We start from the raw sequence: 19,211 nt of genomic DNA, 5'->3' as shown, positions 1-19,211 counted from the left end.
TTCTATCAGCAATCAAACGACTACCGAGGGTGATACAGAGACCATGGCCGATGTTGCCGATGCAGGTCCGCGCCAGCGGCCGCGGGTCGAGGGCGGGCGCGAGGACGAGATCCTCGACGCGACGGTCGCGACGCTGGCCGAGCTGGGTTACGACCGGCTGACGATGGACGCGGTGGCGACGGCCGCCAAGGCCAGCAAGGCGACGCTGTACCGGCGATGGTCGACCAAGGCGGAGCTGGTCGTGGACGCGATCAGCCGCGCCAAGGGCTGCCCGATGCCCGAGGACGTCGACACCGGGAGCCTGCGCGGCGACCTGATCTCGATGTCGTGCGGCGAGGGCGGGTTCACCGAGGAGATGCCGATGTCGGTGATGGCCGGTCTGATGACCGCGCTGCACCGCGACGAGGATCTCAAGCAGGCCTTCCAGGAGCTGTTCCTGGCGCCCCGGATCGCGATCACCAACGGGGTCTACCGGCGCGCTGTGGAGCGGGGCGAGATCGGGCCCGACGTGGATGTCGAGCTGCTCTCGGTCACGCTGCCGGCGATCGTCGTCCACCAAGCCTTCGTACTCGGCATCGAGCCGACCGAGGACCTCATTCTCCGAGTGATCGACAACGTGATCATGCCTGCGGCGCGGGGGTCGCAGGTGAGCTGAGCCGGTGAGGGGCCGGCCGGCGACCTAAAAGCCAGTTACACCCAAGAGGGGATATCGCAGCATGTCTGAAGACGTCATCAAGGCCGACCCGCCAGAGGGGCGACCGGTCGACTCGGTGGCCGAACCGGCTACCCACGGCCACCGCAATCTCGGTATCGCGCTCGCGCTGATCTCCATGGCGCAGCTGATGGTGGTGCTCGACGGCACCATCGTCAACATCGCGCTGCCGCACATCCAGAAGGACCTCGGCTTCACCAACGGCTCGCTGCCGTGGGTCGTCAACGCGTACGCGCTCGCCTTCGGTGGTCTGCTGCTGCTCGGCGGCCGGATCGGGGACATCCTCGGCCGCCGCAAGGTGTTCATGTTCGGTGTGGTGCTGTTCGGCGTCGCGTCGTTCCTCGGTGGTATCGCGCAGAACGAGACCCTGCTGCTGGCCAGCCGGGTCCTGCAGGGCCTGGGTGCCGCGGCGGCCTCGCCGAACGCGCTCGCCCTGATCACCACCACCTTCCCGGCCGGCAAGGAGCGCAACCGCGCGATGGCCGTGTACGCCGCCATGTCCGGCGCGGGTGCCGCCGTCGGCCTGATTCTCGGTGGTCTGCTGACCGAGGCGTCGTGGCGCTGGACCTTCTTCATCAACACCCCGATCGGCCTGATCGTCGCGGTACTGGCGATCCGGTACCTCGGTGAGTCGGCGCGTCAGCACGGGAAGTTCGACCTGCCCGGCGCGATCACCGGCACCATCGGTCTGACCTCGCTGGTCTACGGTCTGACCCACGCCGGCAGCAAGGGCTGGGGCAACAGCGCCACCCTCGCGTTCATCATCGGCGGCGTCGCCCTGATCGGTGTCTTCCTGCTGATCGAGGCCCGCTCGCGGCACGCGCTGATGCCGTTCCGGATCCTCGCGAACCGGACCCGTGGGATCAGCTTCTTCGTGATGCTGATCGTCGGCGCGGCGCTGTTCTCGATGTTCTACTTCCTCGGCATCTTCATCCAGAACGTGCTCGGCTACAGCGCGCTGAAGACCGGCTTCGCCTTCCTGCCGTTCAGCTTCGGCATCGTGGTCGCGGCCCAGCTCGCCTCCACGCTGATCGCCCGGATGGACCCGCGCTGGATCTCCGGTGCCGGTGCAGCGATCGCCGCGGGCGGTATGTTCGGCTTCACCCAGCTCGAGGTGGGCTCCAGCTACGCCGCTCACCTGCTGCCGTACATCCTGCTGCTGTCCTTCGGAATGGGCCTGATCTTCGTACCGCTCACGCTGACCGCGGTCAGTGGGGTCGCGGACGAGGACTCCGGGGTCGGATCCGCGGTCCTGAACACGGTCCAGCAGATCGGTGGTGCGGTCGGCCTGGCGCTGCTGGGCACGGTCTCCACCAACGCGATCAAGGACAAGTTCACCGAGCTCGCGCCGGGGCTGGCCAAGGCATCGCAGGCCGCACCGGATCAGGCCGGAGTACTGGCCAAGCAGGCCGAGGCCGTCGCCACCACGCACGGTTTCACCACCGCGTTCATGGTGTCGGCGATCATGTTCGTCGGTGCCGCGTTGTTCACCCTGGTCGGTCTCTCGGTCAAGCACCAGGACCTGGCCAACGACGGCAAGCCGGTCCACGTCGGCTGACGTCACCGTAGTACGCGAAGGGCCGTCTTCCGGAGGGGGAGGCGGCCTTTCGTCATGCCCGGCTAGAGCGGTTTGCGCATCACGACTTCGTGGTGGACGCCGTCGGGCATCAGTTCGCCCTCGATGTCGGTATCGGCGAAACCGCTGCGCAGGTAGAGCGCGTGGGCCTTGTCGTTGCCATCAGCAACGGACAACTGGAGGGTGTGGGCGGCGGCCTGATCGCGCGCCCATTGCTCGACCTTGGCCATCAGCTGGTCGCCGATGCCGCGGCCACGGCCGGTCGGCGCGATCCACATCGAGATCAGCTCGACGACGCCGTTCTCGTCGGTGCGGACGCCGCTGGCCATGCCTACCGGCGTACCGTCGAGGACCGCGACGAAGTTGCGGGAGCCGGGGAGGTCGAGCCGGGCGCGCCAGCGCTCTTCCTCGGCGTCGACCCAGTCGGCCAGCTGCGAGCCGAAGGCGTAGGGGGCTTCCTCGAGGGCGGCCAGCCGCAGCTCACGCCAGAGCTGCCAGTCGTCGGTGGTGAGTTCGCGGAGTTCGATCACCCCGCCAGCCTCTCGCGCTGACGGGGTCGTGCTCAAATGACTAAGACCGCGGGGGCTGGAACTTCGAGGAGACCCAGTCGCGGACGCCGCCGAGGCCGTCGCCCATGTCGCGCAGCAGCTTGGCCAGCGGGTCCTGGGAGCGGGCGAAGGAGTCGGAGTACGACTTGGCGGCGTTCTTCGCCTCCTGCGTCATCGAGGCGTCGCCGTCCTCCTGCCGCTTCGGGTAGGTGCCGGAGACGATCGAGGTGTACTCGCCCTCGTCCACCCAGCGGCGCAGCTCGTGCGCGCGGATGACGGCCAGCGGGTGCGACTGCGCCTCGAGCAGCAGCAGCTTGAGCACACTGTCGCGCAGGTCGCCGGAGCTCTCGTACTCCGTGCCCTGGGCGAGGAACGCGGTCGTGTCGAGCTGGTCGAGCTGGCCACCGCTGGCGAGCTTCATCTGCACCCGCAGCGCGGCCGCCGGGTCCTGTACTGCGAGCAGGCCGGCCCGGTCGCCGGACAGCTCCGCCTTGCGGGACCACTCGTGCAGTGCGGCGATGATCGCGCGCAGCCCGAAGGCGCCGATCGGCATCCAGTTGACGGCGCCCGTGAGCCGCATCAACCAGAGCAGCAGCGACTGGTACAGCGCGTGCCCGCTCTGCGCGTGGCCGAGTTCGTGGCCGAGGATGAACCGGGTCTCCTCGTCGTCGAGGCCCTGGATCAGCGCGCTGTTGAGCACGATGAACGGCTTGTCCATGCCGATCGTGACCGCGTTCCACACCGGGCTGTTGGTGACGTACAGCTCGGGCAGCTGACGGACGTCGAGCGTCGTCGCGGCCTCGGTGTACAGGGTGTGGATCTTGGGGAACTGACGCTCGTCGACCCGGATCGCCGAACCGAGGAACTGCAGCCGGAAGGCCCGCTCGTTGATCAGCCCGGACATCTTCCGCAGGATGAAGTCGAAGCCCTTCAGCTGCCGCAGCGCGACCAGCGCGCCGCGGTCGGCGGGGTGCTCCCAGGCCCGCGAGCTGATGTCGGTCAGAGTCACCCGCGGCCGGGTCGGCCGCTCTTCGTTCTCACTCATCAATCCCCCACGGGTCGGCGTAGACCACCAACCTAGCTCGCTTCGGGGTCCGGTTGCAGAGAGTAGGAATACCTAAACTGTCGGTACTGTCCTAGCCTGACCAGATGAGTAGCAACCGTCCAATGCCGTCTCGGGAGGTTGATCGGCGCGACGACAAGGCTCGGGCCTGGGTCTCCGAGGCGATCCGGCTCGTCGAGGCCGATGCCAATCGCAGTGCCGACACCCACCTGCACGCCTTCCCGATGCCGGCCTCGGTCGGGGTCGACCTGTACCTGAAGGACGAGTCGGTCCATCCGACCGGCTCGCTCAAGCACCGGCTGGCCCGGTCGCTGTTCCTGTACGCGCTCTGCAACGGGTGGATCGGCGAGGGCACCACGGTGATCGAGGCCTCCAGCGGCTCCACCGCGGTCAGCGAGGCGTACTTCGCCCGGCTGCTCGGGCTGCCGTTCATCGCGGTGATGCCGGCCTCGACCAGCCCGGAGAAGATCGGGCTGATCGAGTTCTACGGCGGCCGCTGCCACTTCGTCGAGCGCTCCGGGCAGATCTACGGCGAGGCCAAGCGGCTGGCCGAGGAGACCGGCGGGCACTACATGGACCAGTTCACCTACGCCGAGCGGGCGACCGACTGGCGGGGCAACAACAACATCGCCGAGTCGATCTTCAACCAGCTCTCGCTCGAGCAGCACCCGGTCCCGACCTGGATCGTGGTCGGCGCGGGGACCGGCGGCACGTCGGCGACGATCGGCCGGTACGTCCGGTACCAGCGGCACGAGACGTCCGTCGCGGTGGTCGACCCGGAGAACTCGGCCTTCTTCCCGGCCTTCGAGTCGCTGGACGGTGACTTCGCCACCGGGCGGCCGTCGCGGATCGAGGGGATCGGGCGGCCGCGGGTCGAGCCGTCGTTCGTGCTCGGGGTGGTCGACCGGATGATCGCGGTGCCGGATGCTGCTTCGATCGCGGCGATGCGGTTCTGCTCGGCCGTGACCGGGCGGTTGGTGGGTGGATCTACCGGTACCAACCTGTGGGGGTCGTTGCGGCTGGCGGCGGAGATGCGGCGTACCGGCGTACAGGGGAGCATCGTGACGTTGCTGTGCGACAGCGGCGGGCTGTATGGCGACACCTACTACGACGACGACTGGCTGAAGCGCAGTGGGATCGATCTGGCGCCGTACACCGAGACGCTGGAGGGGTTTGCTCAGACTGGGCGGTGGCGGGAGCCTGTGCGCTAGTTGCCCAGGAAGAGGCCGACGGTCAGGCCGATGGCGTAGACCAGTTCGGTGAGGCCGGTGCCCTGGAGCACGGGGATGAGTGCGGGGCCTACTGCGTCGCTTAGGACCGTTTTGACGGCCTTGGCGGCCAGGGGCAGGGCAACCAGGGCTAGGAGAGTCCAGGGGGTTGCCACGGCTGAGACGGCTGCCAGGATGAAGGCTAGGGCGATCAGGGCGGCGTACAGGCGTCTTGAGTTGGCTGCACCCAGTACTACGGCCAGGGTGCGCTTGCCCGTTACTGAGTCGGTGGGGATGTCGCGGAGGTTGTTGGCGACCAGGAGTGCGCAGGCGATGCTGCCGATGGCTACTGCGCCGGCTACTGCAGTCCAGTGGAGCTTTTCGGCTTGGACGTAGGTCGTACCGAGTACTGCGACCAGGCCGAAGAACAGGAAGACGCTGATCTCGCCGAGGGCGCGGTAGCCGTAGGGCTTCTTGCCGCCGGTGTAGAACCAGGCGCCGAGGATGGATGCGGCTCCTGGGACCAGTAGCCACCAGGTGGTGGTGATGGCTAGTACCAGGCCGAGTGCTGCACCGATGCCGAAGCAGGTGAACGCTACGGTCTTCACCTGCTGCGGGGTGGCGACCTTGGCACCTACTAGGCGGAGCGGGCCGACCCGGTTCTCGTCGGTGCCGCGGATGCCGTCGCTGTAGTCGTTGGCGTAGTTGACGCCGATCTGGAGCATCAGGGCGACGCCGAGTGCGAGCAGGGCCTTCCACCAGACGAAAGCATCGAGGTAGGCGGCTGCGCCGGTACCGACGAGCACGGGAGCGATCGCGGCGGGCAGGGTGCGAGGGCGAGCGCCTTCGATCCACTGGGCAGGGGTGGCCATGGCAAACGATTCTGTCAGCCGGTCGGTAAGGGCTTGCAGCCGGTACGGGACGCGGGGTCGCGCGGGGTGCGCCGTACGCTCGGAGGGACATGTCTACGTTGCGCCTGGTCCCTGGCACCCCGGATGCCGTCCTGTCGGCACTGACCGCCTTGCTGGACGGCACCGGTACTGCGTTCGCCCCGTTGCCGGGCGATCCGGCCGCTGCGGCGCGCGTCCGCCAGGCGGTGGTACCGGACGAGCCCCTCGAGTCTTCCGAGGTCGGCGTGGTGCTGGCGACCTCCGGGTCCTCGGGTGAGCCGAAGGGTGTCTTGCTCTCGACGGCTGCCCTGGTCGCGTCGGCCACGGCCACGCATGAGCGGCTTGGCGGCCCCGGCCAGTGGCTACTCCCGATGCAGCCGTACTTCGTCGGCGGGCTGCAGGTCCTCACCCGGTCAGTGCTGGCCGGCTACACACCAGTGGTCGCGAGCGACTACCCGGACTTCGCGGCGGGGGCCTCGGCGATGACGGGGGAGCGGCGGTACACGGCGATGGTGCCGACGCAGTTGGCGCGGTATCTGCGCACGGATGTCGAGGTGCTGCGGGGCTTCGATGCGATCGTGATCGGCGGGGCGGCGATGCCGGCCGGGTTGAAGGCCGAGGCGGCCGAGGCGGGCGTGACCGCGATTCCGTCGTACGGGATGACAGAGACGGGCAGTGGGTGTGTATATGCCGGCGAACCGTTGGCGGGGACCTCGCTGCGGCTGGACGACCAGAGGATTCTGATCAAGGGGCCGACGCTCTTCTCCGGCTACCGCTTGCAGCCTGAGTTGACGGCGGAGGTGCTGCGGGACGGGTGGTTTCGGACTCAGGACCGTGGTGAGTTGGTTGATGGCCGGCTGCGGGTGGTGGGGCGGGTGGATGATGTCGTCATCTCTGGTGGGGTGAATGTGACGGTTACTGCCGTGCAGGCGCGGTTGCTGGAGCATCCGGGGGTCAAGGATGCTGTTGTGCTTGGGGTTCCTGACAGTGAATGGGGTTCGCGGGTGGTTGCGTTCGTGGTGGGGGAGGTCGGGCGCGAGGAGCTGCGGGATTTTGTGGGTGAGGTGTTGCCTCGGACGTGGGCGCCTCGGCAGGTGGTGAGGTTGAGCGCGTTGCCGATGCTTGCTTCGGGCAAGGTTGATCGGCAGAGGTTGCTGGACGGTGTGCGGTGATCACTTATGCGATCGGGTTGAAGAACCGGTTTCGCGGGATCACGGTGCGCGAGGGGATGTTGTTCGAGGGGCCGGCGGGGTGGGCCGAGTGGTCGCCGTTTCTGGACTACGACGATGCGACGTGTGTGGCTTGGCTTCGGGCGGCGTACGAGGCCGCTTATGACGGGTGGCCTGCGGCGGTGCGTTCCGAAGTACCGGTGAACTGCACTGTGCCGGCGATCGGGCCGGAGAAGGCTGCGGCGATCGTGCGGGCGTCGGGGTGCGGGACGGCGAAGGTGAAGGTGGCTGAGCCGGGGCAGACGCTCAGGGATGACTTGGAGCGGGTGGAGGCTGTCCGCGATGCCATTGGTGGCGGGCAGGTGCGCATCGATGCCAATGGGGCCTGGTCTGTGGATGAGGCGCTGCGGGCGTTGAAGGAGCTGCAGCGGTTCGACCTGGAGTATGTGGAGCAGCCGTGCGCTTCGGTGGAGGACCTGGCGGCAGTACGGCGGCGTACCGACGTACTGGTTGCTGCCGATGAGTCCATCCGTCGGGCCGAGGATCCCTTGCTGGTCAAGAAGCTTGAGGCGGCCGACATCGCCGTACTGAAGGTGCAGCCGATCGGCGGCGTCCGGGCCTGTCTGGACATCGCTGAGCAGATCGGGCTGCCAGTGGTCGTCTCCTCCGCGTTGGAGACCTCTATCGGGATCGCTGCCGGGGTTGCGCTTGCAGCGGCTCTCCCTGAGCTCCCGTACGCGTGCGGTCTTGCCACTGTCTCCATGTTCACGGCAGAGGTCGTCGACGAGCCGCTGCTGCCGGTCAACGGCTTCCTGCCGGTTAAGCGGCTCGTGCCGGCTCCAGAGTTGCCAACTGCTGACCAAGCGACCACAGCCAAGTGGGAAGCGCGGTTCGCGAGGGTAGAAGCACTGAGAGGAACCAGATGAACCCGTCCACGGCATTCGCGACTGTAGTGGTCGACGAGCTGATCAGGTCCGGGGTCCGTGAGGCCGTACTGGCCCCCGGGTCCCGCAGCACCCCACTGGCTCTCGCGCTGGCCGCTGCCGACCGCGACGGGCGTCTGCGGCTCCACGTACGCATCGACGAACGTACTGCGGGCTTCCTGGCGATCGGCCTGATCCGTGGCACCGGTCTGCCGGTACCGGTGCTGACGACCTCCGGGACTGCGGTAGCCAACCTCTACCCCGCGGTGCTCGAGGCGTCCCACAGTGGTCTGCCACTGATCGTGTTGAGCGCAGATCGCCCGCCGGAGCTGCGGGGGACGGGTGCCAACCAGACGACCGACCAGCTCAAGGTCTTCGGCGACGCCGTCCGCCTCTTCCATGAGCTCGGTACGCCGAGCAAGCAGCTCGGGCAGGTCGCCTACTGGCGCTCGTCGATCGCCCGCGCCGTCTCGGCAGCCGTCGGCGCCCGCACCGCCGACCCAGGTCCGGTCCAACTCAACTGCCCGCTAGTCGAGCCACTGGTCCCCACCGACGACGGCGACTGGCCCGAACCCCTCGACGGCCGCACCACCGGCCCCTGGACGAGTGTGCACGCGACGGGTGCGCAGCCCTCCGCCGTAGCCCCCGGCCCCAAGACGGTTGTGGTCGCAGGCGACGGCGCCTCCCAGGCGGCAAGGTTGGCGGCCGAGGCGGGTGGCTGGCCACTGTTCGCCGAGCCGTCCAGCCGCGCGAGGACCGGCCCGGCGGTCATCTCCGCCTACAGATTGTTGCTTGCAGCAACGTCCATTGCTGATGAGATCGAGCGGGTGATTGTGTTCGGGCATCCGACGTTGTCGCGGCCTATCTCCAAGCTGCTCGCTCGGCCGGAGGTTGAGGTGATCGTGGTTGCGCCGACCGGGCTCTGGCCCGATGCTGCGCACCGCGCTGCGTCGGTCGTGACCGGGCTTGAGGTGATCGGCTCGGATCAAACCGACTGGCTGGATCGGTGGTTGCATGCTGACCAGCTAGCCCGAGCCTCGATGGACAAGGTGCTTGCTCCGGCCGGGTCCGGGGCCGGTGGGCTTTCGGGGCCGCTGGTTGCGGCGGTGGTTGGGGAAGCGGTCGGGGCTGACGGGATGCTTGTTGTTGCCTCTTCCAATGCGGTGCGGGATCTTGATCTGGCTCCGGTGGTGCCGATTCGGACGGTGGCCAACCGGGGGCTGGCGGGGATCGATGGGACGCTCTCCACGGCGGTGGGTGCCGCATTGGCCAACGCGGGGGCGACGTACGCGCTGGTGGGGGATCTTGCTTTCCTGCATGACTCCAACGGGCTGGTGATCGGGCCTGCTGAGCCTCGGCCCGACCTTCGCATTGTGGTGCTCAACGACAACGGGGGTGGGATCTTCGCCACGCTCGAGCAGGGTGGTGGCGACCACGCCGACTACTTCGAGCGCGTCTTCGGTACGCCGCATGACGTCGACCTCGCAGCGCTCTGCGCCGCCACCGGTACGCCACACCAACTAGTGGAGACAGCAGACGAGTTGCGGGAGGTACTGGCTCGCACGGTGGCCGGCATCGACGTTGTAGAGGTCAGAGTGGATCGCTCGGCTCATCGAGAGCTACATGCTGACCTACACCAGGCAGTCAGCCAGTTGTAGCTGCAACTTTGGTTCGTGTGGGGAGAGCCGGCTGGAGGGTGCGGAGTCGGCCGAGTAGACAGCCGACTACGACTAGTACCAAGGCCGTGGTGACCAGGATGGGGATGACTGCGCCGCGCAGTGAGGAGTTGAGCGGCGAGGCGATCGTCAGGACGATGCTGACGCTTATCAAGGCAGTGGTGAGCTTGCGGCCGGGGCGGGCCACCGCCAGGAACGGTAGACACCAGATGAAGTACCAGTCGTGCGCAGTCGGCCCCAGCTGAACCAGTGCCAGCAAGGCAATCCCCACTGCCCGAGCAGCGTTGTGGATCGACGACCGCAACCCCAGTACCGCGATCAGCCCGATCGCGATGAGCATCGCCAGCAACCGCACGATCTGCAGCGCCTGCTGGGCAGCGGTGTCCTCGCCGAGCCACCCCAGTACGCCGGAAGCCCCCAACGCAATCAAGTTGGAAATCGACAAAGGCGACTTGATCAGCCCTGGAACATCGAGCGCACTGAGCCACCCCGACCCCACCCCGGTCAGCTCGCCAACGGTCACCAGGGTCAGTACAGAGATCGCCCCCGCAATCGTCAGGCTGGCCAGTCGCAGGCGAGCGCGCCCAGCCAGCGGACTCATCACTGCGGCGATGGCGACGACCACGAGCCCACCCGGGAGCTTCACGGCCGCAGCAACACCGGCGAGGACAGCAGCTGTGCCCCAATGACCAGTGAGGGCTATCGCGAAGGCAGCGCAGGCCAGTCCCAGCATGAGGATGTCGTTGTGGGCCGCGCCCAACCCGTGCGCGATCAGCATCGGGTTGGCGACGACTAGCCAGGTTGCGATGGCCGGGTTGACCCGGCAGGCGGTGGCGAGCCGTGGCACGGCCCAGGCGATCAGTACGAAGCCCAGTACTGCGAGCAGTCGGTGCGCCAGCATGAGTACGTACGGATCCATGGTCAGCCGCGCGACGAGACCGCCGTACGCGAGCGGTATCGGACCGTACGGCGCAGGCGTCTGCATCCACATCGGGTCGACAGCCTCGATCACATGCCCGGACAGCACCCCCGGGCCGACGCTGTAGGGGTCGTACCCCTCCGCGACCAGCGCGCCCTGCGCCGCATAGCTCCAGACATCCCTGCTGAACAAGGGCGGCCCGAGCAGCAGCGGCACACTCGTCCACACGATGAACGGCGTCAACCGGTACCGGACCCCCGCCAGCACCTGCCGTCCGACCGACAGCCAGGCCCAAACCATCAGCCCCAGCCCAGCCACCATGAACGCCAGCCCGGTCATCCGCCCCGGCAGCGTCGACCGCAGGTCACTGGCAATCGGCAACGACGCCACCCACGACGACTCCGGCACCACCGAGGTCACCAAGGAGGCGGCGGCGACAACGCATGAGCCAACCACCCCACGAACCAGCGCCGACGGTACTCGCATACCGCCGACGCTAGTTCGCTAAAACGACCCTCTGATGAACACGAGGGGTCAGGCGGATTCCTTGCGGAAGGTGCGGGCTCCCACGGCCAGGCCGACGACAGTGAGCAGTACTACCCAGAAGAGGCCCCACAGGGACGCACTGCTGGAGATGTCGCCGCGGAAGAGCGCACGGACCCCGTTGACGACATGCTTGAGCGGGCTGATGTCGGACAGCCGCTGCAGCCAGGTCGGGCCGATCTGCATCGGCAGCAGGATGCCGGACAACAGCAGGAGCGGCATGGCGATGCCGTTGAGCAGCGGCGCCAGGGCGTCCTCGCTCTTGGTGATGAGCGCTACGGAGTACGAGAGGGAGGCGAAGGTCGCGCCGAGCAGGGCGACGATCACCAGCGACAGCAATACGCCGCCCCACGGTGCGCGCAGTCCCAGTGGCAGCGCGGCCAGCAGCAGGAGGATCGACTGCACGACGAGTACCACGACGTCTCGTAGTACGCGGCCTGCCATCAGCGCGATCCGGGAGGCCGGCGTGACCCGGTCGGCCTCGATCACGCCGGCCCGGTACTCCGCGATCAGGCCGAAGCCGACGAACATCGCGCCGAACATGCCGAGTTGGACGATCAGGCCCGGGATGAACACCTGGTAGGCGTTCGTGGTCGCGCCCTGGCTGATCTGCGCGGTGATCGGCTTGAGCAGCGGGCCGAACAGGAACAGGTACATCAGCGGCTGGCTCAGCATCAGGATCGACCACATCGGATTGCGCAGCGACAGTCGCATCGCGCGGTTGAAGACGATCCAGGTGTCGGTCAGGACCTTCATGCGGCCTCCTCCTTGTCATCCGCCGAGGAGGCGTCCTCGTCGCGCAGGGACCGGCCGGTCATCGTCAAGAACACGTCGTCCAGGGTCGGCCGGTGGACCTCGACGCCGTGCAACTCGATGCCCTGGGCATCGATCGAGCGGAGCAGCGACGGAAGTACCGAACCGCCCTTGGGGATCCGGAAGCCCACCACATCACCGTCGGTCTCGACGGCGACCGCACCTGGCAGTTCGGCCACGATCTTGCTCACCGCGGGCGCCTGCGCGGCATCGGCCAGGCTCAGCCGTACGCCGTCACCGGAGACCTGCTGCTTGAGCTCCTCGGGCTTGCCGGCCGCGACGATCTTGCCGTGGTCGATGACCAGGATCCGGTCGCAGAGCGCGTCCGCCTCGTCCAGGTAGTGGGTGGTGAGGAAGATCGTCGCACCGCGGTCGCGCAGGCCGCGGATGTGCTCCCACAGGTTCGCCCGCGCCTGCGGGTCGAGGCCGGTGGTCGGCTCGTCCAGGAAGATCAGCTTGGGGTCGTGGATCAGCCCCATCACGATGTCGAGCCGGCGCCGCTGGCCGCCCGACAAGGTCTTGCACTGCCGCCGCCACAGGCCCGGCAGGTCCAGCTCGTCGAACAGCGCCTGGCCGTCGGCGGCTGCCTTCTTCTTGCTCACGCCGTACAGCCGGGCGTGGTCGACGACCTCGTCGCCGGCGATCGCTTCGGGCAGCGTCGAGCCGCTCTGCGGGACGTACCCGATCCGGCGGCGGACACCGACCGGATCGTTGGCCAGGTCGCAGCCGGCCACGGTCGCGGTCCCGCTGGTCGGCGTGATCAGGGTCGCCAGCATCCGCATCGTGGTGGTCTTGCCGGCCCCGTTCGGGCCGAGGAAGCCGACGATCTCCCCGTCGGCGACATCCAGGTCTACCCCCTGCACGGCCTGCACCGGCCCGCGCTTGGTCTTGAAGGTGCGGACGAGTCCGCGAGCTTCGATCATCATGCGGACAGTGTCGAACAATCAACATTGAATAGTCAATGTTGATTAAATCTGAAACCTGGCTCAGCCGGGCGGGTCGGGGATGGTGCCCCAATGGGTCGTGAGCCCGGGAGGCGGCTCCCAGCTCGGCGGCTCGCCGGCGAACGAGTACTCCCCGTCGGCCACCCGCTGGCGGAAGCCGCGCGTCCACTCCAGCTCGCCCCGGTCGCGGGCGCTGGAGATACGGAACATCTCGACCACGTGGTTCGGCGTACCGGGGTCTTCGGCGATCTGGCGCTCGGAGAACGGCTCGGCCTTCTCGAGTTGCTCCAGCTGCACGATGCGGGACTCCAGGGCGGCCAGCACCTCGTCGCGACGCAGCGACCAGAGGAAACTGAGCGCGGCCTGCATCTGGCCGGGCTGGAAGCCGTTGACCGTCCAGAGCGCCGATCGCAGCAGCGAGAAGTACTCCGACTCGCCGTCGTTGGTCAGCTTGTACGACGTCCTGCCGGGTTTGTGCCCGGCGCCTTCCTCCAGCTCCATCAGGTAGCCGTGCTTGGCCAGCGTGCGCAGCCCGGTGTAGATCGAGCCGGGGTTGATGTTCGCCCAGTGCTCCACCTGCCAGGTCATCAGCTCGCGGCGCAGCTGGTACCCGTACGCGGGCTGGAAGATCCGGACGACCCCGAGCAGGAGTAATCGCGTGGTGGACATGATCGCAGTATAAATTCACCTGCCCGTGTCCGTTGCTGCCCGTAGGGTGACTGGGCATGAGCACGCGGCTGACCACCGATCCGGCAGACTTCCAGGCGACCGTCTTCCCGTTCCTGACCCGCGATCCGGTCCGGCACACCCTCATCCTGAGCAACGTGGCCGACCGTGCCGCCAATCAGTACGAGCCCGAGCCCTCGTACTTCGTCTCCGTCCACGACGACGACACCGGCGAGGTGACCGGCGCCGCGATGCGGACTCCCGGCCGGCGCGTCTACGTCGGCGCCCTCCGAGCGGACCTCGCGGCCGAAGTAGCCGAGGCGTACTTCGAGGTGCTCCCCGGACTCGGCGGCGTCGCCGGCGACCGCGCCGCCGTCACCGCCTTCGGCCAACGCTGGGCGGAGCTGTCCGGCGCAGACCGTGCACCTTGGACGGAGTCAGCGGGCACCCGACTGCACCAACTCGAGACGCTCACCCCACTGACGGCCCCCGGCGCCATCCGTCCGATGCGCGAGACCGACATCCAACTCGCCCACGAGTGGATGCTCGACGGCTTCCCCGAGGAGGCCCCCTTCCTGGAACCCGACTGGGCCGAACACAAACTCGCGCAAGGCACTCTCTGGTTCTGGGAAGCCGACGACGAACCGGTATGCATGGCCGCCCACCGCACCCCCGTCTTCGGCGTCAGCCGCGTCGGCCCCGTCTACACCCCACCCACCCACCGCCGCCACGGCTACGCCGGCGCCCTCACCGGCGAGGTCACCGCAAAACTCCTTGCCCAAGGCATCAAACCCTGCCTCTACACCGATCTCGCCAACCCCACCTCCAACAAAATCTACGCCCAACTCGGCTACCTCCCCGTCACCGACTTCGTCGACTTGATCTTCACCCCATGAAGGTCCGCGTAACCGCCGACCCGGCGGAGTTCAAGGTGACCGTTTACCCTTTCCTGCAACGCGATCCGGTCCTCAACTCCTACATCCTCAGCAACACCGAGGACCGCATCAACGGCATCCTGCACGACCCCGCGCCGCCGGTGTTCCTGTCGATCCACGACGACACGGACGCGGTGCTGGGCGCCGCCTTCTGCACCGCACTCCGCGGCATCCAACTCGGCGCATTACCTGATGCCTTGGTCCCGGCGATCGCCGACACCTGCGCCGCCCAAGCACCCAACCCAGACGTCATCGCCGGTACTGCGAGCGCCGCCCTCCTGCTGACCGAGCTGCTTGCCGCGCGCGCCGGCAGAACCTTCCGCCGGACAACCGGCATGCGGCTGCACAAGCTCGGCACCTTCGTCGAACAGCACGCGGAAGGCACCGCCCGCCAGGCGGCCGCAGCGGATGTGGAGGCTGTCGTCCCTCTCCTGACCGCCTACGGAATCGAGCTCGGACATCCCCTGCCACCCGACGAGCAGGAGCGCTGGGTTCGTACCAGGATCGAACGCGGCCGACTATGGCTCTGGGAAGACGGAGGCCGCGTGGTCAGCGTCGTCGGCCACCAGCAGACCCTCTTCAACTCAACCCGGGTGGGCCCCGTCTATACCCCTCCCTCCGCCCGCGGCCACGGGTACGCCAGCGCTCTCACCGCCCACGTCACCCAGGTCCTCCGAGCCACGGGCTCCGAGGTTTGCCTGAACACCGATCTCGCCAACCCCACGTCCAACAAGATCTACGCCGCCATCGGCTACCGGCCCGTGAACGACTTCGTCGTCTACGAACTCAGCTGAAGCCGGTGCTGTTCAGGTGGGCCTCACCCTCGACGTGGAGTCTCAAGAGTGGTTGCTAGCGGCAACTAGTGGACGGCGGTGCATACCTAACACCGGCAGGCAACCGCTTACCCCGGCGCGCCGCGGTGGTTCGCGGGGGTTGTGTATGCGTGGCGGCCCGGTTCCTCACCGATCCAGGCTCTGAGGCGACTTTGTGCTCGAAGCTAGATCCAGCCGTGGGTGCGGGCTACTTGGACTGATTCGTGGCGGTTGGTGGTGTTCAGTTTGGTGGCGGCTGAGGAGAGGTAGTTGCGGACTGTGCCGGGGGAGAGGGAGACGCGGCGGGCTATCTGTTCGATCGGGGCGCCGTCCGCGGCGTGTTCGAGGACTTCGGCTTCGCGGGGGGTTAGGGGGTTGTCGCCGGCGGAGATGGCTTCGGCGGCTAGTTCGGGGTCTACGTAGCGGCCGCCGGTGTGGATGGTGCGGATGACGTCGGCCAGGACCTGGGCGGAGACGGTCTTGGGGAGGAAGCCGCGGACGCCTGCCGCGAGGGCTTGTTTCAGATGGCCGGGGCGGCCGTGGCCGGTGACGATCAGGCAGTGGCAGGTGGGGAGTTCGGTGCGTAGGGCTTGGACTACGCCTATGCCACCTATGGCGGTGGAGCCGGTTGCGCCGGGCATCTGGAGGTCCAGGACTGCTACGTCTGGGTGGTGGAGGCGGGCCATTGCCAGGGCCTCGTCGGCGGAGGCTGCTTGGGCTACTACGTCTAGGTCGGGTTCCAGGGAGAGGAGCGCGGCCAGGGCGGTGCGGATGAGGTTCTCGTCGTCGGCGAGGAGTAGGCGGATCATGTGCTGGCCGGGAGTTGGACGACGAGGATGAAGCGGCCGGGGGTGCTGCCGACGGTCAGGGTGCCGCCGAGGGAGCCCAGGCGTTCGCGGAGACCGGCGATACCGGTACCGGACGAGCCGCCGGCGTCGGCGGCTGCGGAGCGCGCGGAGGCGGAGGCGGTGGCGGAGACGGTGGAGACGGTGGGGGAAGGGGCGGCAGCGGAGGAGGAGGTGCGGACGCCGTCGTTTTCCATGCGCAGGATGGTGAGCTCGGGGCTGAGGTCCAGCTCGATCTTGCAGACGGTCGCGTCGCTGTGCTGGATGACGTTCGTGGTGCCTTCCCGGACCACCCAGCCGAGCGCCGTCTGGCTCGCGGGCGTCAGCGCGGAGCCGTCGCCGATGATGCGGCAGTTGACGCCGGCGGACCGGAGTACCGATTGGGCGCCGGCCAGTTCAGTGGCGAGGTCGGTGGCGCGGTAGCCGCTGACGACGGCCCGCATCTCGCGGAGCGAGTCGTGGGCGATCTGGCGGACGTCGAGCATCTGGTCGGCGGCGCTGGCGTCCCCTCGCGTCGCCAGTGCAGCAGCCAGCTCACTTCGTACTGCCACCAGGGACAGGTTGTGGCCGAGCGTGTCGTGCAGATCACGCGCGAACCGCAGTCGCTCCTCGGCGATCGCCAGCTGAGCGCTGACCGCCCGCGACCGGTCGATCTCCCAACCGAGCCCGAGGGTCCAGGCCGAGATGCGGCAGGTGAAGGCGATGAAGGCGACCGTACTGAGGTAGGCGAACCCCGGCTCCACCCGAACTGCCAACGCCGCGGTCAGAACGCTGCCGGCGAGCATGACCCCGAAGAGGCTCATCCAGCGCAGCATCGGCGTCAGTGCGAAGGTCAGCCCGCCGGCCAGCACCAGGATCACGCCGTCCCGGAGATCCGAGTCGCCGATCCAAGCGAACCTGGGGAAGGCCAGCGCCGCTGCCGGGACCCCGGCTACTGCCAAGGCGATCGGACCGATCAGCGCACGGCTGCTGACCTGCTTTCCATGCAGGTACCGCCCGAGACTCTCGCGAAGCAGGTAGAGGTTGGCCGCGGTGTGCGCGACAACGACGAGCAGAAAGACGACTACGCCCAGGACGCGGTGTTGCCGCTCGCTGAAGATGGCCAGGGCGGCGATCGGGATCTCGGCACAGCAAATGCCGTAGAGCGGCCAGCGGAGGCTGATGTCGAAGCGCTCGGCTCTGCTGCGCGCAAGCCACCAGCGCGGGACGGGAACCATGGTGGTCAGCCTGTCACGTTGCTCAACGACGGGGCTCCCAGCGGAACCAGCGGCGGGTCGCCACCCCACCGACGATCACCCAGGCCAACAGGACCAGCAGCGGCTGTACTGCGGGTACGAACGACCCCGCCAAGCTCACTGTGCTCCCACCCGGCGTGGTGCCCGACAGGCCGAGCCGCAGCAACTCCACCACCGGCGTCAGTGGCAGTAGCCGTGACAAGTGGTCCAGCCACGACGGTAGTTCGGACAGCGGGAAGTACAGCCCACTGAAGTTCAGCGGAACGATCAGGAAGGGCAGGGTCGTCAGTTGCGCCATCTCCACGCTGCGGGTCAGTGCGGTGGTAGCAGCCGCAAGTAGGACGAACACAGCCCCGCCGAGCAACAGGGCGAGCACCACCAGCAGGAGGTTCACCGGTACGGGTAACCCGACCAGCAACGCGCTGGCGATGGCGGCGAGCACCGCCTGCGCCCAGGCGATGACCACTGCGGGGATCGCGGCACCAGCCAGGATCTGCAGGTCGGTGGCTTCGCCGGTGCGCAGTCGTTTGAGGACGAGTTCCTCGCGGCGAGCGACCAGCGAGCTGACCAGGTTGTAGTAGACGAAGAGGTTCAGCGACACGGCCGCGATCATGGTGAGGATCGCCGTGCCCGGGTCCGGGCCGACGACGGACATCAGCTCTGCCGACGACTGCAGTCCGAGGACGACGAAGATCGGCAGACCGATGGCGACCAGTACGGCCAGCGGGTTGCGGCGGAGCAGCAGAGCCTCCGACCAGGCCAGTGAGGTCATGCGGCTGCTCCTTCGGTCGAGTCGGCGATCGGGCCCGCGGCGGCGATCGCGAGGAAGGCTTCCTCCAGCGAGGCCGGGCGGGCGGTGAGTTCGGTCAGCTGGATACCGGCCTGCGCTGCCCAGGCCAGCAGCGCGGTGAGGGTGAGCTGCAGGTCCTCGGTGTCGAGGAAGACCTTGCCGCCGGCGTCGACGGTGGCAACAGCCTGCGGAAGCGAAGGAAGCCGAGCGTCGGCCGGGAGATGGAACGAGATCCGGGCCGGACGGATGCCGGCGATCTCGGCCGGCGTACCGAGTCCGACGATGCGGCCGTGGTGCATGATCGCCAACCGGTCGGCGAGCTCGGCGGCTTCGGCGAGATAGTGCGTCGTCAGCAGCACCGTCGTACCCGACGACAGCAGCCGAGAGATCAGCTGCCACGTGCGTTGCCGGTTCTCCGGATCGAGACCGGCGGTCGGTTCGTCGAGGAACAGCAGGTCCGGCTGGCCGGCGATCGCGAGACCGAGGCTCAGCCGTTGCCGCTCGCCGCCGGACAGCTGGCGGACGCGGACGCCGGCCCGCGAGGTCAGCTCGACGAGCTCGAGGATCTCGCCCACCGGGCGCGGCGTGCTGAGCGTCCCGGCCCACATCTTGGTGGTCTCGGCGACGGTCAGATCGGCCGCGAAACCCCTGTCCTGCAACATGATTCCGATCCGCGGCCGGACCAATCGCCGATCCCGGTACGGATCGTGGCCGAGCACCCGGACGGTGCCGGAGGTCGGTTGCGCGAGTCCTTCGAGCACCTCCAGCGTGGAGGTCTTGCCGGCCCCGTTGGTGCCGAGTAACGCGAAGAGCTCACCCCGGCGTACTGCGAAGTCGACCCCGCGCACCGCCTCGTAGCCGGGCCTGCCGGCGTACCGGCGGGTGAGCCGCTCGACCTGGATGACCGCTGATTCGTCCATACGGATCAGCTTGGCGGCCGAGCG

19 protein-coding genes are annotated in these 19,211 nt (G+C 68.0%); 8 read left to right on the top strand and 11 right to left on the bottom strand.

The window, feature by feature from the left end:
* Positions 1 to 43 precede the first annotated feature (43 nt).
* Positions 44 to 655 carry a TetR/AcrR family transcriptional regulator gene (locus ABD768_RS12430; protein ID WP_344840407.1) on the top strand — a complete coding sequence of 204 codons (612 nt, stop codon included), beginning with the start codon at positions 44 to 46 and terminating at the stop codon, positions 653 to 655.
* Between the two features lie 61 nt (positions 656 to 716).
* On the top strand, positions 717 to 2,270 hold the full coding sequence (locus ABD768_RS12425; RefSeq protein WP_343975846.1) for an MFS transporter: 1,554 nt from the start codon (positions 717 to 719) through the stop codon (positions 2,268 to 2,270).
* Positions 2,271 to 2,332: 62 nt separating this feature from the next.
* On the opposite strand, the gene ABD768_RS12420 is transcribed toward ABD768_RS12425, so the two are convergent.
* On the bottom strand, positions 2,333 to 2,818 hold the full coding sequence (locus ABD768_RS12420; protein WP_343975849.1) for a GNAT family N-acetyltransferase: 486 nt from the start codon (positions 2,816 to 2,818) through the stop codon (positions 2,333 to 2,335).
* A 40-nt stretch (positions 2,819 to 2,858) separates the two neighbouring features.
* A complete protein-coding gene (locus ABD768_RS12415; RefSeq protein ID WP_343975852.1) occupies positions 2,859 to 3,881 on the bottom strand; it encodes a M48 family metallopeptidase in 1,023 nt (340 codons plus the stop codon).
* 104 nt (positions 3,882 to 3,985) lie between these two features.
* On the opposite strand from ABD768_RS12415, the gene cds1 reads away from it, so the two are divergent.
* Entirely contained in the window at positions 3,986 to 5,110 is a 1,125-nt protein-coding gene (gene cds1, locus ABD768_RS12410; RefSeq protein ID WP_343975855.1) for an L-cysteine desulfhydrase Cds1, read from the top strand.
* Here the strand turns inward: cds1 and ABD768_RS12405 are convergent.
* On the bottom strand, positions 5,107 to 5,979 hold the full coding sequence (locus tag ABD768_RS12405; RefSeq protein ID WP_344840404.1) for a 1,4-dihydroxy-2-naphthoate polyprenyltransferase: 873 nt from the start codon (positions 5,977 to 5,979) through the stop codon (positions 5,107 to 5,109). The two genes, cds1 and ABD768_RS12405, sit on opposite strands and share 4 nt — an antisense overlap.
* Before the next feature lie 89 nt (positions 5,980 to 6,068).
* Here ABD768_RS12405 and menE point away from each other — a divergent pair, with 89 nt between their 5' ends.
* Genes menE through menD form a run of 3 tightly spaced genes read left to right on the top strand, consistent with a single transcriptional unit; the run spans position 6,069 to position 9,747 of the window.
* On the top strand, positions 6,069 to 7,169 hold the full coding sequence (gene menE / locus ABD768_RS12400) for an o-succinylbenzoate--CoA ligase (RefSeq protein WP_344840402.1): 1,101 nt from the start codon (positions 6,069 to 6,071) through the stop codon (positions 7,167 to 7,169).
* Positions 7,166 to 8,092: an o-succinylbenzoate synthase gene (locus ABD768_RS12395; protein WP_343975864.1), complete on the top strand. Its 927-nt coding sequence runs from the start codon at positions 7,166 to 7,168 to the stop codon at positions 8,090 to 8,092. The genes menE and ABD768_RS12395 overlap by 4 nt, the downstream gene beginning before the upstream one ends.
* Positions 8,089 to 9,747 carry a 2-succinyl-5-enolpyruvyl-6-hydroxy-3-cyclohexene-1-carboxylic-acid synthase gene (menD, locus tag ABD768_RS12390; RefSeq protein ID WP_344840400.1) on the top strand — a complete coding sequence of 553 codons (1,659 nt, stop codon included), beginning with the start codon at positions 8,089 to 8,091 and terminating at the stop codon, positions 9,745 to 9,747. Before ABD768_RS12395 ends, menD begins: the two co-directional genes overlap by 4 nt.
* On the opposite strand, the gene mptB is transcribed toward menD, so the two are convergent.
* The 4 genes from mptB to ABD768_RS12370 are packed head-to-tail and all read right to left on the bottom strand — an operon-like array spanning position 9,734 to position 13,653.
* Entirely contained in the window at positions 9,734 to 11,170 is a 1,437-nt protein-coding gene (mptB, locus tag ABD768_RS12385) for a polyprenol phosphomannose-dependent alpha 1,6 mannosyltransferase MptB (RefSeq protein WP_344840398.1), read from the bottom strand. The genes menD and mptB overlap by 14 nt on opposite strands.
* 48 nt (positions 11,171 to 11,218) lie before the next feature.
* Entirely contained in the window at positions 11,219 to 11,983 is a 765-nt protein-coding gene (locus ABD768_RS12380) for an ABC transporter permease (RefSeq protein WP_343975873.1), read from the bottom strand.
* Entirely contained in the window at positions 11,980 to 12,966 is a 987-nt protein-coding gene (locus ABD768_RS12375; protein ID WP_344840396.1) for an ATP-binding cassette domain-containing protein, read from the bottom strand. Before ABD768_RS12375 ends, ABD768_RS12380 begins: the two co-directional genes overlap by 4 nt.
* A 60-nt stretch (positions 12,967 to 13,026) precedes the next feature.
* Positions 13,027 to 13,653, bottom strand: coding sequence for a PadR family transcriptional regulator (locus tag ABD768_RS12370; protein WP_343975879.1), 627 nt, complete (start codon positions 13,651 to 13,653; stop codon positions 13,027 to 13,029).
* A gap of 56 nt (positions 13,654 to 13,709) precedes the next feature.
* Here ABD768_RS12370 and ABD768_RS12365 point away from each other — a divergent pair, with 56 nt between their 5' ends.
* Both ABD768_RS12365 and ABD768_RS12360 read left to right on the top strand, forming a co-directional pair.
* The gene (locus ABD768_RS12365; RefSeq protein WP_343975882.1) at positions 13,710 to 14,546 is read left to right on the top strand and encodes a GNAT family N-acetyltransferase; all 837 of its coding nucleotides are present in this window, start codon (positions 13,710 to 13,712) and stop codon (positions 14,544 to 14,546) included.
* A complete protein-coding gene (locus ABD768_RS12360; RefSeq protein WP_344840394.1) occupies positions 14,543 to 15,379 on the top strand; it encodes a GNAT family N-acetyltransferase in 837 nt (278 codons plus the stop codon). Before ABD768_RS12365 ends, ABD768_RS12360 begins: the two co-directional genes overlap by 4 nt.
* A 203-nt stretch (positions 15,380 to 15,582) precedes the next feature.
* On the opposite strand, the gene ABD768_RS12355 is transcribed toward ABD768_RS12360, so the two are convergent.
* From ABD768_RS12355 to ABD768_RS12340, 4 genes are read right to left on the bottom strand one after another with little or no spacing between them, the layout of a single operon-like run.
* On the bottom strand, positions 15,583 to 16,206 hold the full coding sequence (locus ABD768_RS12355) for a response regulator transcription factor (protein ID WP_344840392.1): 624 nt from the start codon (positions 16,204 to 16,206) through the stop codon (positions 15,583 to 15,585).
* The gene (locus tag ABD768_RS12350; protein ID WP_344840391.1) at positions 16,203 to 17,459 is read right to left on the bottom strand and encodes a sensor histidine kinase; all 1,257 of its coding nucleotides are present in this window, start codon (positions 17,457 to 17,459) and stop codon (positions 16,203 to 16,205) included. Before ABD768_RS12350 ends, ABD768_RS12355 begins: the two co-directional genes overlap by 4 nt.
* 22 nt (positions 17,460 to 17,481) lie before the next feature.
* Entirely contained in the window at positions 17,482 to 18,249 is a 768-nt protein-coding gene (locus ABD768_RS12345) for an ABC transporter permease (RefSeq protein WP_344840390.1), read from the bottom strand.
* Positions 18,246 to 19,187: an ABC transporter ATP-binding protein gene (locus ABD768_RS12340; RefSeq protein ID WP_344840388.1), complete on the bottom strand. Its 942-nt coding sequence runs from the start codon at positions 19,185 to 19,187 to the stop codon at positions 18,246 to 18,248. The genes ABD768_RS12345 and ABD768_RS12340 overlap by 4 nt, the downstream gene beginning before the upstream one ends.
* Positions 19,188 to 19,211: the final 24 nt, after the last annotated feature.

Origin of the sequence: Kribbella ginsengisoli, assembly GCF_039537185.1 — a bacterium.
GTDB lineage: Bacteria > Actinomycetota > Actinomycetes > Propionibacteriales > Kribbellaceae > Kribbella > Kribbella koreensis.
The sequence above is the reverse complement of the archived record's forward strand: the minus strand, read 5'-3'. Positions and strand labels throughout refer to the sequence as shown.

Coding starts and splice junctions, on each gene's coding strand:
- ABD768_RS12430 (WP_344840407.1), top strand. CDS start 44: ATGGCCGATGTTGCCGATGCAGGTCCGCGCCAGCGGCCGCGGGTCGAG.
- ABD768_RS12350 (WP_344840391.1), bottom strand. CDS start 17,459: ATGGTTCCCGTCCCGCGCTGGTGGCTTGCGCGCAGCAGAGCCGAGCGC.
- ABD768_RS12415 (WP_343975852.1), bottom strand. CDS start 3,881: ATGAGTGAGAACGAAGAGCGGCCGACCCGGCCGCGGGTGACTCTGACC.
- ABD768_RS12365 (WP_343975882.1), top strand. CDS start 13,710: ATGAGCACGCGGCTGACCACCGATCCGGCAGACTTCCAGGCGACCGTC.
- ABD768_RS12380 (WP_343975873.1), bottom strand. CDS start 11,983: ATGAAGGTCCTGACCGACACCTGGATCGTCTTCAACCGCGCGATGCGA.
- cds1 (WP_343975855.1), top strand. CDS start 3,986: ATGAGTAGCAACCGTCCAATGCCGTCTCGGGAGGTTGATCGGCGCGAC.
- ABD768_RS12405 (WP_344840404.1), bottom strand. CDS start 5,979: ATGGCCACCCCTGCCCAGTGGATCGAAGGCGCTCGCCCTCGCACCCTG.
- mptB (WP_344840398.1), bottom strand. CDS start 11,170: ATGCGAGTACCGTCGGCGCTGGTTCGTGGGGTGGTTGGCTCATGCGTT.
- ABD768_RS12375 (WP_344840396.1), bottom strand. CDS start 12,966: ATGATGATCGAAGCTCGCGGACTCGTCCGCACCTTCAAGACCAAGCGC.
- ABD768_RS12355 (WP_344840392.1), bottom strand. CDS start 16,206: ATGATCCGCCTACTCCTCGCCGACGACGAGAACCTCATCCGCACCGCC.
- menD (WP_344840400.1), top strand. CDS start 8,089: ATGAACCCGTCCACGGCATTCGCGACTGTAGTGGTCGACGAGCTGATC.
- ABD768_RS12370 (WP_343975879.1), bottom strand. CDS start 13,653: ATGTCCACCACGCGATTACTCCTGCTCGGGGTCGTCCGGATCTTCCAG.
- ABD768_RS12345 (WP_344840390.1), bottom strand. CDS start 18,249: ATGACCTCACTGGCCTGGTCGGAGGCTCTGCTGCTCCGCCGCAACCCG.
- ABD768_RS12340 (WP_344840388.1), bottom strand. CDS start 19,187: ATGGACGAATCAGCGGTCATCCAGGTCGAGCGGCTCACCCGCCGGTAC.
- ABD768_RS12360 (WP_344840394.1), top strand. CDS start 14,543: ATGAAGGTCCGCGTAACCGCCGACCCGGCGGAGTTCAAGGTGACCGTT.
- ABD768_RS12425 (WP_343975846.1), top strand. CDS start 717: ATGTCTGAAGACGTCATCAAGGCCGACCCGCCAGAGGGGCGACCGGTC.
- menE (WP_344840402.1), top strand. CDS start 6,069: ATGTCTACGTTGCGCCTGGTCCCTGGCACCCCGGATGCCGTCCTGTCG.